11 protein-coding genes are annotated in these 14,071 nt (G+C 32.0%); 9 read left to right on the top strand and 2 right to left on the bottom strand.

The features are described 5' to 3' along the window. Position 1: 1 nt before the first annotated feature. From ID741_RS06510 to ID741_RS06540, 7 genes are all read left to right on the top strand, one after another. Complete coding sequence (locus ID741_RS06510) at positions 2-859, top strand: ROK family protein (protein WP_049218513.1); 858 nt, start codon at positions 2-4, stop codon at positions 857-859. A gap of 36 nt (positions 860-895) precedes the next feature. Beyond that, complete coding sequence (locus tag ID741_RS06515) at positions 896-2,005, top strand: ABC transporter ATP-binding protein (RefSeq protein ID WP_049218515.1); 1,110 nt, start codon at positions 896-898, stop codon at positions 2,003-2,005. Between the two features lie 234 nt (positions 2,006-2,239). Beyond that, positions 2,240-2,560, top strand: coding sequence for a DUF960 family protein (locus ID741_RS06520; protein ID WP_065422857.1), 321 nt, complete (start codon positions 2,240-2,242; stop codon positions 2,558-2,560). A 526-nt stretch (positions 2,561-3,086) separates the two neighbouring features. Beyond that, complete coding sequence (locus ID741_RS06525) at positions 3,087-3,698, top strand: DUF5710 domain-containing protein (protein WP_225844226.1); 612 nt, start codon at positions 3,087-3,089, stop codon at positions 3,696-3,698. Between the two features lie 56 nt (positions 3,699-3,754). After that, positions 3,755-4,780 carry an SIR2 family protein gene (locus tag ID741_RS06530; protein ID WP_049218534.1) on the top strand — a complete coding sequence of 342 codons (1,026 nt, stop codon included), beginning with the start codon at positions 3,755-3,757 and terminating at the stop codon, positions 4,778-4,780. Continuing rightward, complete coding sequence (locus tag ID741_RS06535) at positions 4,752-6,617, top strand: ATP-binding protein (RefSeq protein ID WP_049218519.1); 1,866 nt, start codon at positions 4,752-4,754, stop codon at positions 6,615-6,617. Before ID741_RS06530 ends, ID741_RS06535 begins: the two co-directional genes overlap by 29 nt. A 139-nt stretch (positions 6,618-6,756) precedes the next feature. Then, positions 6,757-10,776: a YobI family P-loop NTPase gene (locus tag ID741_RS06540; RefSeq protein WP_260620696.1), complete on the top strand. Its 4,020-nt coding sequence runs from the start codon at positions 6,757-6,759 to the stop codon at positions 10,774-10,776. A 556-nt stretch (positions 10,777-11,332) separates the two neighbouring features. Here the strand turns inward: ID741_RS06540 and ID741_RS06545 are convergent. Continuing rightward, positions 11,333-11,989 (bottom strand): lysostaphin resistance A-like protein, encoded by a 657-nt coding sequence (locus tag ID741_RS06545; protein ID WP_438719441.1) that lies wholly within the window; start codon positions 11,987-11,989, stop codon positions 11,333-11,335. Positions 11,990-12,373: 384 nt separating this feature from the next. Beyond that, positions 12,374-12,580 (bottom strand): hypothetical protein, encoded by a 207-nt coding sequence (locus tag ID741_RS06550; RefSeq protein WP_218326385.1) that lies wholly within the window; start codon positions 12,578-12,580, stop codon positions 12,374-12,376. A 304-nt stretch (positions 12,581-12,884) separates the two neighbouring features. Between ID741_RS06550 and ID741_RS06555 the strand changes: the two genes are divergently transcribed. Continuing rightward, positions 12,885-13,391 (top strand): hypothetical protein, encoded by a 507-nt coding sequence (locus tag ID741_RS06555; protein ID WP_218326384.1) that lies wholly within the window; start codon positions 12,885-12,887, stop codon positions 13,389-13,391. A 19-nt stretch (positions 13,392-13,410) separates the two neighbouring features. Further along, positions 13,411-14,067: a hypothetical protein gene (locus ID741_RS06560; protein ID WP_438719442.1), complete on the top strand. Its 657-nt coding sequence runs from the start codon at positions 13,411-13,413 to the stop codon at positions 14,065-14,067. Positions 14,068-14,071: the final 4 nt, after the last annotated feature.

A 14,071-nucleotide genomic window follows, 5' to 3' on the forward strand; every position in this document is an offset into this window, starting at 1 on the left:
GATGTTTGGAAGTATCGAAGCAGGAGGAACGAAATTCGTCTGTGCAATAGCCACGGATGAATTAGAAATCGTGAAGCGGGAAAGCTTTCCTACCACGACACCTGAAGAAACCATGAAGGATGTTCTCGAATTTTTTTCGCCATATAAAGAATCGTTGAAGGGAATAGGAATCGGTTCATTCGGACCCATTGATATTCAATATGAATCACCAACCTATGGCTACATCACTTCTACGCCAAAATTGGGCTGGCAACAGTTTGATTTTGTAGGAACAGTGAACAAGGCTTTCCCTATACCGATCGCTTGGACTACCGATGTGAATGCAGCCGCCTATGGAGAAGCTGTTTTTGGAAACGGAAAGGGCTGTTCAAGCGTCGTTTATTATACGATCGGAACGGGTATCGGTGGCGGTGCATTGCAATACGGGCGTTTTATCGAAGGCTTCAGCCATCCAGAAATGGGACATATGCTTGTTGATCGGCATCCAAAGGACACTTATGAAGGAAATTGTCCGTTCCACAAAAATTGCTTAGAAGGAATGGCATCTGGTCCAGCCATCGAAAAGAGAGCAGGAAAAAAAGGGCAAGAACTGAGTGAAGAAGATGAGCAATGGGAGCTGGAAGCATACTATCTTGCACAATGCGCCTACAATACGACACTCATGCTCTCGCCCGATGTCATTATTTTTGGCGGAGGTGTCATGAAGCAACGCCAAGTGTTAGAGAAAATGAAGGCAGCCTTCAAAGAATTGTTGAAGGATTACGTTGAGGTACCAGAACTCGATCAATACCTTGTTCTTCCGAAATTAGGCGACAACGCGGGAACCTACGGATGTCTGGCATTAGCAAAAGAGCAGTAGCTGCATTCTTAATAGAAAAGAAATGGGTGAACACATATGACAGAACTAAGCTTGAAACATATTCATAAAAAATACGACAATGCAGAAACGTATTCAGTAACTGATTTTGATTTAGAGATCAAGGACAAAGAATTTATTGTGTTTGTTGGTCCATCTGGTTGCGGGAAATCGACGACCTTGCGAATGATCGCTGGTTTAGAAGATATCTCGGAGGGGGATTTTACGATTGATGGTCAGCGGATGAATGATGTAGCTCCCAAAGACCGAGATATCGCTATGGTTTTCCAGAATTATGCGCTGTACCCACATATGACCGTCTTTGATAACATGGCATTTGGCCTAAAACTTCGCAAATATGAAAAAAGCGAAATCACGAAACGAGTAGAAAATGCAGCAGAAATTTTGGGGCTTTCAGACTATTTGTATCGAAAACCAGCAGCCCTGTCTGGCGGACAGAGGCAGCGTGTTGCATTAGGAAGGGCGATTGTACGAGATGCTAGAGTCTTTTTGATGGATGAACCATTATCGAATTTAGATGCTAAATTAAGAGTTTCGATGCGGGCCGAAATTGCAAAACTACATCAACGGTTAGGGACGACGACGATCTATGTGACTCACGACCAGACTGAAGCAATGACGATGGCCGATCGGATCGTCATCATGAAAGACGGTGTGATCCAACAAGTCGGCTCTCCGCAGGAAGTTTATAATACGCCAGTGAATGTTTTTGTGGCCGGATTTATCGGCTCACCAGCAATGAATTTCTTTCAAGTGACATTGAAAGACGGGGTGCTAACGAATAACCATGGATTAAAACTCGTGATTCCCGAAGGGAAAAATAAAGTATTAAAAGAAAAAGGCTATGAAGGTAAAGAAGTCATATTTGGGATTCGTCCAGAAGATATTCATGGTGAACAAATCGCTCTTGATGCCGCACCTCAATCGACAGTCCGTGCACAGGTAGTCGTTTCAGAATTGCTAGGGGCAGAAACGATGCTTTATTCGGTTATCGGTGATACTGAATTTGTCGCAAAAGTGGATGCGAGAAACTTTCACGAACCAGGGGCTTATGTCGACTTGGCCTTTGATCTGAATAAGGGGAATTTCTTCGATAAAGAAACGGAGGCAGTTATCAAACTGCCATAATAATGAGATGACAGAGTTTCTTCTCGAAATAAGAGAGGAAACTCTGATTTTGTGAGATTAATTCATAGTAGTAAAATTATTCGAACCTGTGATAGTTTGAGCTATAAATCTAATTGGAAAGATTTAGTTGAATTTTCTATATGTATTCATTTTATAAATATATATTATTACCATGAAGCCTAATCATCTTAATCGATGACTGGGCTATTTTTATGCTTAAAGGAGGAATCATCAATGTTTGATACACAAGAGAATCGCTACATCACGAGGGGAGTGAATGAACAAATATCAAAGGAAATGCAGCAACGTTGTTTTCAGTTGATTGATGAAAAGGCAAAACAAGCGGAGATTCAGTTGGATTATCTACAAATTTTTGAGTTTAATCGTGATGATCAACGAGGCACCATTACGATTGTTCATCGGCAAGAAGAACCTTTCTTTATTGAGTATCACGAATGTCGGATAACGAATGGTTTAACAAGTTTTCAGGTTAAAAAAGTATGGGTGATTGATGATCATACACAACAGACTTTAATGATACCGAAAGAGAATTGATCACAGATAGTAAGCAAATGGGTAAGAAATTTCCCAATGGTTTAAAGACAGATTGGGAATGACAAAAAAGAGATATAGTCTGAGTAAGAAAAACGAGTAACCTCATTTAAAAGTGGCTAAAATTTGGCTAAAATCGATCTTCAATTCTCTGCAAAACAGTGCAAACTTTCGATAATTGATTTTAACAGAATAGCGTAGAATCGCTGTTGTTTCAACGCATTGCAACCTTAAATACAAAAAAGCCAGGCTCTCGATAAGTCTGGCTTAAAAAAAGAAGTAAGATAATCAATTATGCTTTGAGATGAATATTTTTAAGTGTTTATATCCATTATTTTAATTGATTAATGACTTAGACTCACTTGGGTTGGGATATTATTATCACAATACGAGCTGTTAGCAGAGATATTGAGATTATTATAGTGAAATAATTGATTAGATTTCAAAAATCATTGATACAAAAAACACAAGTAGTATACTTTCAATATATACTGATTATTGGGAGTGGATAGCTATTATTTATCTTAGTGTGCCGTATTCAGAAAAAGATGAAGCAAAGAAATTAGGTAGTAGGTGGGATCCAGATAAAAAGAAGTGGTACATTTCAGAAACCAGAGACTATTCTAAAGTTATCAAGTGGATACATGGAAATATAATCATCAAAAATCAAATCTTTATTGTGGAAGGAAATCAAACGTGTTGGAAGTGCGGTAAAGCAACCAATGTTTATGCTATCGGGGCTCTTTCTGAGGATGTCATTGATATTCACGACGAAGAAAGTACATCTTTAAAAATTGAAACCGGATTTGATTTACAAATATGGCCGATTGAAAAACATATTTCTACTAGATTGACAAATGACTTGAAACAAAAATATGGTTGTAAAGTAAAATACTCTTTTACCGAAAAAAGGTCTTATTTAGCAAGTGTTTGTTCAACTTGCGATAGCTTACAAGGAAACTTTTTCTTATTTAATGAACCTGAAAGTCCTTTTGGTTGGATGAATGATAGCGAACTGACTTTATTTAAATATTCACTTAAGTTTGATTTAGTCACCTGTTTAGATGTAAATCATCAAATTTGTCCCTCATACTCTTACTTAGACAGATCGAAGATTTTAGATACGAGGAAGAGTGTTTGAAAATAAAAAAGGGTTTCAATTATGAAGAATTTCAAATTTTTGACAAGGAGAGAGTTATGGAAGAGAAAGAGGTGTTAATTAGCCGCTTACAAAATTTAGCTATTACAAAAAGGTTAAATTTTTTAATAGGATCAGGAGCTTCTAAACCTGCAATACCTCTAATGGGGGAATTCAAAGATTGCAGAAATAAAACGCGCAACCAACAACTCACTGAAAGAATTCAAACAATTAGTAAGGTTCTTGAAACTGATTGTAAAATGAATAAGAACGCCTATAACATTATGAAAAAAATTGAGGAAACATCTATAGCTTACAAACAATTCATTGAGGCAATAATTCATCTGCTGAATTTATCCAATTCTAGACAGATACCGAGAAGTGCAAATATTTTTACAACAAATTATGATTTGTTTTTTGAAAAAGCAATTGATAAAGTTTCCAGAAATAGAAGATTGGTTTTTAACGACGGTGCAAAAGGATATTTAACTCGTCTTCTAGATAGTTCAAATTATAATCAAGTCGTTTCTTACAAGGGATTGAATGATAATTATGTAAGCGAAATTCCTTCTGTCTCTTTAATTAAGCCTCATGGTTCGGTCAATTGGATGAAAAATAGAGATGAAATTATTGTAACGAATACTGTTGTCAAAAATATGGAGGTAGTAAATCCTACGGGTGGTGAATCAAAAGATACTTTTCTAAGTAATCACTTTTACGAGATGCTTCGTATATTCCAATTAGAATTAGATAAACCTCAGTCTGTATTGTTTATTTTAGGATTCTCTTTTCAGGATAAGCACATTGGAAAAATGATAAAAAGAGCATTAAAGAATCCAGAGTTAATAGTATATGTCTTTGGTTTTTCGGAGTCTGACAGAAAGATTTTTTTGGATAATATTGGATTAGATAACGAGCTTCCAAACTTCAAAATCTTAACTCCTGAAAATTTTAGTGATAACTATATAACTAAGAATCATGATGATAAAACAGGAACAGCTTGGTATAGCTTTGTTCTATCTAATTTAACAGAAGTTTTAACTATAGATAAATGGGATGGAGGTTCTGAAAGTGGAACCATCTAAGCGATTGGGGGTCATTGTGGCTGTTGATGGAGATATGTCCCAAGTTGGAATGTACAATATGTCTAATGATGCAGAATTTATTTGGTATGGAGATATACTGACCGGTCCTAAAATAGGAGCCTTTTTGACAATTAATCAGAATGGTATAAAAATTATCGCAACAGTTTCAACTGAAAAAGTTATGGATCAAAAAAACACTGTTAGAAGTGTTGAATTTGATAACCGGTATAATAAGAATTCAATTAATAGAATTGTGACATTAAAAACAAAGGGAGTTATTGAAAACGGAAAATTCCAAGTAACTAGTCGGTATGTTCCCATGATAGGAAACGAAATTACTGTAACAACAAAAGAGGATCTAAAAATTATTTACGGCATTGAAGATAATTCTCCTTCTATCCCTATTGGAGAGTCAATTCTTGAAGGTCAGAAAGTTAGCATTCCTATTGATAATTTTTTTGCCTCTCATATTGGTATTTTTGGGAATACTGGTAGTGGAAAATCAAATACTTTGCATAAATTATATTTGCAATTACTGAATTCTTCTTATCGTCCTAAAATACTTGAACGTTCACAATTTTTTGTTATTGATTTTAATGGAGAATATACAGGGGACCAACATTTTGGCGTTTCTCCGACAGAAGGTAAACGTATTATAAAAACAAATACACGTAATAAGAGTATCGGTGATAAGATACCGGTAAAAAAGAGATATCTGTTTGATGCGGATATCCTTTCGATTCTCTTTGATGCAAGATCTGCCACGCAAGTTCCGTTTTTAAGAAAGGCAATAAATTTATGGAACGAACAAAATTTTAATGGAGAAAGAATTGCCAAATTTGTTGTAGGAACCATCAAAAAAATATTGACCAGCGGTGATGCAGCTAGTTCTGATGCAAAGGATAATTGGATTTCCGTTGCAAACACATTCATTGATAATACTCAGTTATTTGAAAATATTCAAAGTTTAGAATACCACTCTCAGTGTAAAGCTTATATGTATCCAGGAGATTTCAAAACAGAGTATATTAATGATAAATCTGAAATAACCATCGAAGATGAAAGTTATCTACGGCTTAATGAAATAACGAATCAAATCGCTACTTGTTTTAATCAAAGTAATGAAATAGTGAAGTTAAAAATGCATTTAGAATTTCAAAAAGTGCACCAGTCTGCATGGAAATCAACAAATATTGAACATCTTAACCCACTATTTAATAGAATTGACTCATCATTTAAAAGTCTTGATAAAGTTATAGATGTTGTTGATGATATTTCTGACGAATATAAAGCAATAAATGTCATCTCTCTTGTACACGCTAATCAAGAAATAACACGGTTAGTTCCTATGTTATTATCTAAAATGATTTATGATGAACAAAAAGATTCTGTATCTGGGAGTTCGATAACTCAAACAAAACACTTGATAATTGATGAAGCACATAATATTTTGAATGCCGACTATAGAAATAGAGGCGATGACTGGCAAGACTATAGATTGTCAGTGTTTGAAGAAATCATTAAAGAAGGTCGTAAATTTGGTTTTTACTTGACATTATCGAGTCAGCGACCGGCAGATATATCTCCGACAATCTTATCTCAAACACATAATTACTTTATTCATCGATTAGTGAATGATAGAGATTTAAGGATGTTAGAAAATACAATGCCAACATTGGATAGAAGTTCGTTTCGAATGATACCTAGTCTAGGTCAAGGTGAAGCAATTATTACTGGTAATGCAATGAAAGTTCCTGTGTTTGTTAAAGTAAAAAAAGAAGAGATAAATAGACCAGCTAGTGATGATGTGGTTTTAACTAAATTGTGGAATTTGTAGTTTAGTCGGAATTTAAAATTTTAAATAAACGCATTTGGAAACTTAAAACAAGTAAAATAATTTGCTGAAGTGCCTATAAAAGTTATTCAAATTGATATAATTTAATTTGATGTTTTTTGATATAATTATGTGATTAGAAGTGATAGAATTGGAGGTTTTTCACATAAAAAAATTTTTTCAGACTTTATTCTATAAAATAATCAAAAGATTAATCACATGGTTACAATCTTTATCTAATAAGCTTGAAAAGAAAGTAACTAAAGAAAAATCGCTTCAGAATAGTTTGGCTCCCAAACTGCTGGTTGGACAAGAGTTAGAAAAAATAGAACCTTATGTTAAAAGGATTGATGATGGGATAAACCAACCTGATATAAACAATATTGCTCTGATGGGAACATATGGCTCAGGAAAAAGTACTATTTTGAAAAATTTTGAGATTCTTCACCCCGAGCATAAATTTTTGAATTTATCATTAGGCTCATATTCTAAAAAGGAAGGTTCTAAAGAAGGAAGTCAAGCAAAGGCGATTAGCAACGATGATGATTTAAGCGAAAAGTTAGAGAATAGTTTAGTTAAACAAATGATTTATAGAGAAAAAAATTCAAAATTACCGTATTCTCGTTTTAAGAAAATAAATCATATCTCGTTAAAAAAACTAGCAATGTTCTTTTTATTAGTCATGTGTTCAATTACAAGTTTATTATATTTGAAAGATTTTTTGAATTTCAAAAAGATATTAGTGAGCAACAGTCGACTTATTAGGGATAACATTAGCGTTTTCGACTTAACTTTTTATAGCATTTTCTTAATAGGATTATTTGTTATAATGTTTCTATTGTTCCAAGTAATACTGCGACAATTCAAACTATCAAAATTAAATTTTGCAAATGTCTCTATTGAAAGCAATGAGAACAATTTTTCTTATTTTAATAAGTATATCGATGAGATTCTGTACTATTTTGAATCTAGTAAATTTAATGTTGTCGTGATAGAAGATGTGGATAGATTTAAAAGCATTAAAGTATTCGAACATTTAAAAGAGCTTAATTTGCTTTTAAATAATTCAAAGCAAATTGATAGAAATATCACGTTTATTTATGCTGTAAAAGAGGATATATTCTCAAAGTCAGAAGAGGATATTGAAGAAAAAGAGTCGGAACTAAGAACTAAGTTTTTTGAGCTAATTATTCCAATAATTCCTGTAGTAGATACCTTTAATTCTAGAGACTATTTGATACCTATGATGGCAGAAAAACAAGAAAAAAAACTAACAAAGAATTTCGTTTCATTCTTAAAAGATATTTCACTATATATAGATGATCTAAGACTATTAACCAATATTGTCAATGAGTATTACACGTATTTAGAAATACACAAAAATTTATCTGGAAGTATGAATGAAGAATCGTTGTTTTCAATAATTACGTTGAAAAATTTAATCCCATCAGCATTTACAGATTTACAAAAATCTCAGGGGTTAATTTATGACTTGCTTGTACAGGGCTTGTATAATGAATTTATAATTCAAGATATAGAACATGAAATAGAAAAAATTAAGGTAGGGTTTAAAGAAATTGAAGACCAAATAGAATTAGATAAAATATCAGAAACGAAAAAATTCCTATTTGATCAGGGAATCTCAAGTGAAAATAAAATTATATTAAATGGTCAGTACAGAGTACTATCTGCAATTAATAAAGAATTGATTGAGGAAATTATTGATGGAGATGACTTTATCTCAGGTAATGATAAGTATGGTTATGATAAATCTTTTAATAAATCAGGTTTAATCGGAATTATAAAGGGAAAAGATAAAATCTTAAATGATTTGAAGGAAAGTAAACAAAAGGAGTATGATCGTAAAAGAGATGAGATAGATAATTTTTATAGGCTTTCATTTCAAGAAAAATTGAGTAGATTTCCTAATCTAATAAATTGTATCTTTAAAACACAAGAAAGTAGTTATTATAAAGACAAAGATTTAATATTGTTTTTATTATCCAATGGATATATCGCCGAGGATTACTCGACATATTTGTCAATATTCTATGAAGAAAGAAGTTTGTCATCAGATGATAAAAAAATATTAGTTAAATTAAAGTCAAATCAAAAAATTGAGTTCGATGGGAAAATTAGTAATATCTCAGGAGTCGTTGATGAACTACTAATTCAAGATTACGAAAAACAAGGAATACTAAACATAAATATACTAATGTACTTATTTTCAAATGATTATGAAGATAATCATGGTGTTCGTGATATCATTTTGGAAAAACTATGCAATCAACCCCAAAATGTATATTTACAATGTTTAAACATAATTCTCAGTTACGAAAAGGAACGGATAGCCAATCTGATTTTTGAATTAGTAAGAAAGTTTAAATCTGATTTTTTTGATATGTGTGAAGTGGAAAGAAGAAATGAACTGCAAAATATAATTTTCTACTCATGTTTGGGAGAAAATACCAACTTTTCAGTTCTGTATAACAAAGAGGATAGAAAAAATGTTTTATTCAATTTATTGAATCAACCTGTACAAGAATGGGATGAAGAAGCTGAGGATTACACAGATGTTTATGACTATGTGTTTTCTGAGAACATTCTTTCTAGAAGTAATTTTTTTGTTGAAGTCGAAGAATATGTAAATTTTGAAAAAGTTATGTCTCTATTTTATGAGCATAATAATAGTGAAGTCTACGTTGAGGATGAGTCGAAAATCTATTTTAAAGATTTAAACATCCAAAATTTTTCTTGGGAGATGTTTGAAAAATTTGTTGATTATGAGCTTTTCGAGTTTGAACCTACAATCATCTCTAAAATTTTGAACTATGGAAATGAAGAGGAGAAAAAACCAGTATCGTATAATCAAGTTCTATTATCAGGTATAGATACATTTATAAGTTACATCGAAAGTAATATTGACCTTTTTATAGAAAATGTTTTGTTGAGATTAGAAAACATGTTTGAAACGGAAGAAAGCTTTTTGAACCTATTAAATTTCAAGTTCAGCAGTATTAATACAGAAAAATATAATTCTTTAAAATTCAAGTTGATAGAAAAATCAAATGTTTCTACTATTAAACTAGCCGCGGTCAATGAAACTTTACTGTGGAGAAAAATTTTGGAGGAAAGAAAATGTATTATTACGTGGGAGAATTTGAAGAGCTATTATGATTCAGAACACGAGGATTTTGAATTGATTAAATCAGTGTTCAATTGTGTTGCTGACCTTAATGCGTTGAAAATGGACTATCAAGTTTTGAGTGACGAAGGAAAGAAGACTGCAGAAGAATTACTGTCTACATTTGTTGATAACAGAGTAATAGATGTGACAGATGTTAATATTGAACTACTTAAAATTACGACTTATAATGCTGATGATCTTAACGAAAAGGATATCAGGATCTTAGTTGATAATCACCTAGTCAATTTTAATTTGGAAACTGTGGATATATTTATCAAATATAATTTAATCGTGGATATAATTCTTGATCACCCAAATGAGTTCATTGCAAACTACAAAGAACTAACTTTATCAAGTAGCAATTTGATAAGGTTAATTAAACAATGGAATGACGACCCAATCAACGATTTATTAAATCTTATAACTGAAGAAGAGTCCGATGAATTATTTGAAAACACTGAATTGATAGATGTTTTAATTGAAAGAAAAATTATTTCTTCTGATAAACTTTTCTTGCGGTTAATTAATAATAAAAATCCTCGTTTGAAAAAGTATTTTATTCAAAATTTGAAACAACATTCATTGAGTAAGAATGTAATTGAAAATTCCTTGATTTCATTCCATGATAATAATATTGTAGATTTTACTAATGATGAGTATAATTGCATTTTTGAAAATTTAGCAAATAATGAACTGTTTGTAAAACTTTTAAATCAGGCTTTTATTAACAGTAAAATAAATAGCGATTCTATAGATCATGTAATTTACTGGGTACAAACTCAAAATAGTCCAATCTCTGAACTCTATATCAATCAAAATAGTGAAGTTAAACTTAAGAAAACACTTGAAAACGAGCAATTGCTTAAAAATTTAAGGCGAATTGGTATAGTATCGAAATTTAATGAAGTAGAAGGAGATTATTTTAGTGTTTATAATAAAAGAAAGTATCCCCCAAAAAAAAATATTAGTACTTGAAATAAACATTTTTCAGCGCCCCACATTACTTATTTTGACCGAAAATTGACCCAAATCCGCTTGAAATTTTATGAAATCGAATGAATTCAGGTGAAAACTAGATATTAAAAAGTTTACACTTATACAATCCTATGAGACTGCATGAGACATACTTAGTCGCTGACCAAGCTAAAGGATCTTTAAGTAAATAATTTTTAAACATTGATTTAACAATGTTAAGCCCACTATTTTTAGTGGGCTTTTTTTGTTTTCTAATAATTTCCCTTAGTTCTTGATACCAATCGATAACTGATGATGAATTATAAAGAGCAGAGCCGTAGTTAAGCTTATTTTAATTTTTATGAAAAAGAATCTAATGTAACTCTTACCTTCACCTGTACTTGAAAGTGTATAGTTTGTTCTATTCAATTTAACTTTGGTGAAATATTGGAAAGATGGCTGTTCACCATGGTAGCTATTGTTGTGATTGGACTGTCATTAAACCAAATAAAAAAAGGTAGAAATGTAAAAAAATAGCTTAGTCGGCTATTTTTTTTGGGATGAAATAATATTAGATTTAAAAAATTAAAAGTGCTAAATCCCAAAGCATGTGAATGACGATTGGGACGAGAATATTTTTACTTTTTAAAAATATAACTGAAAAAATAATACTCAATATCAAGACATTAATGAAGCCACCGGAAGCAAAATTTTGAATGAAACTTCCTGTTTTAACCCAAATAGGAAAATGAATACATAAAAACAAGACCGAAGAAATAAGAACCGCAGGGATCGTTGTAGTTTTTAATAACAACGCATTCAGCAACCAACCTCTAAACACCATCTCCTCGGTAATTCCCACAAATAAGAAGACACCAATTAAATCAGTTGCATTAAAAGAATTGCTAAATTGCAAGCTGCCATGTTCAACCCATTCTCCCAAAATAATATAACTAATCATCAAAAATGTAATCAAAATATAAGGTGCGACACGAAATTTATTTGTAAAAATTTTATCAAAGGGTACATATAAAGAATCGTGATATTTTTTCATCAAAAGAAAAGCTGGAACAGTCCAAGTCGCAAATTTAATTAATGAACCAGATAATGCTTGCGGGAAGGGTGTGGCAAATAATTGAAAGCCAGATAATTCATAAAAAGACCACCATAAAAAGAAAATCACGAGATAAATGCCGATTATTTTTGTGGGCACTTGTTTTTGGAGGTTTGTCATAGAAAACTCCTTTGTATATTTTCTGAAATAATTCTATCTCAAATACAAAAGGAATAAAAGAAAATATTCCCTCACCAAAGTGTTTTTTTCACCGACCAATAAATCATGCTCAAGACGATGAAAATCAGTCACCCAAGATCATACAAAAAATTGACCATTATTTCAGCTGCTGAAGTTGCAGAGTGAGCACTTCTATATTAATCGGTGTCGTTTTGTTAAAGACTAATTCATCCAAACTTATACCAAAAAATCGAGCCAGAGCTACCAATTTTTCTAAATCAGGTGTCGTGTCTCATAATTCTCATTTTGAAATTGTCTGTCGCGAGATGTAAAGTTTGTCGGCAAGAAATTCTTGCGAGATTTTTTTTTATCAAATTAATTAATTTAGCTTGAAATTCGATAGTCAAATAAGAAGTGATGTTTTACGACTAATTGATAAATTCGTTCTTCAATATCTGTGAGTGTAGAAAAATTTCGAGTGCTATTTCGATAATAAATACTTCTAGAAATACCGAATAAAGAGGTTAAGCGAGTAATAGCTAGCTTTTCAGTGTGTTGATTGATGAAACGAATAATGTTTTCCGCGGTCACCACCTTTCCTGGTAGAAAAAATTATTAAAGGTGCATGGGTTCATTTAATAGATTACAGTGAATAACTTGTCTACATTTACATTACAGAGTTAAACACCTCAATAGGTTTTTCAAAAAATGTATCTGGACTTAAATTTTACCCAATCAACGTATAGTCAGAAATTAACACCTATTAAAAAAAAATGAATAAAAGCTTTCATTAAGGGGTTCATAGCCGATTTTAATTCTCTTTTTTTCCCTCTTTTTTTTACAAATAAAGCCGAGGCAATTAAGATGACTTTACTGAAAAGAAAGAAGGAATTTTATGAAAAAAGTAGCATTAATTACTTATAATGAAAAAGCTGTTAATTATGAAGCCTTTTCTCGTTTAAAAGAATTATCAAATGGGAAAACACTGGTCATTAAACAGGCTGCCATTATAGAAAAAGATCGTTCTGGAAAAAAAGTCTCTATTAGAGACGGTGTTGATTATGAAAGCACGGATCGAATTTTACGTGGCGGATTAATCGGTATGATTATTGGGATACTAGCAGGTCCTTTAGGTATCTTATGTGGGTGGATTATTGGTGATGTTGCAGGAATGGGCTCAAATTATATTAAAGCAAAAAAGACAACAACTATATTTGATTCCATTAGTCAAGTATTAGACGATGGTTCTGTGGGCTTACTTGTATATATGAATGAATCAAATGAAGACATTATTGATACTATGCTAGTTAAAGACCTTAATGGAGTGATTGTAAGATTCAATTATGAAGAAGTAGAAGCAGATATTGAGCTAGCTAAACAGCATGAAAATACAAAAGCATAGGAAGTGGATAGTAATGAATATGAGAAAAAAGGTAAGTCTTAGTATTGTAACATTAGCAGTAATTGCGACATTAGGTGCATGTGGTACAACAAAAGAAAAAGTAGATAATGTTTATGGAGATTCTAGTTCACAAAAAACAAATAAGGAAAAAGATGGTGTTGTTGAAACTGAAACAAACGAAAAGCTAAAGTATGATGGTTACTTCAAAGACATAGTGACACATGATGTTGATCCTCGAATTGAGACAAAACTGTCTTACGATACTGATTACGAAAACACAGACTGGGATAATATCACATTTAAAGTAGATCATGCAAAATTTGTTACTGTTGATCACTATAAGGACACAGATGGCACACCTTATAAAACGTTAGCATCGCTTCATTACAAACTTGAAAATGAAGACTCATCTGATAAACATATTACACCAGATACTGCTGAATTGGTGATGAAAGATGGAGAACATGTCAAGGCTGAAATCTTTATGAATGTTTGGGATGACGAAGTTTTAACTTCACACAAACATAAAGATGGCTACATGCATTTTAAAGTAGCAGATGAGAAGAAATTGGAAGAAATCAAAGCTATCGATATTACCTTTAAAGCTAAAGATAGCGAAGGAAATGAAGTGACGCATACTTATACTGTAAACATGCCTATAGATGCTGAAAAATAGAATT

The sequence above is a fragment of the Enterococcus sp. AZ103 genome, from assembly GCF_051714685.1.
Lineage (GTDB): Bacteria > Bacillota > Bacilli > Lactobacillales > Enterococcaceae > Enterococcus_A > Enterococcus_A alishanensis.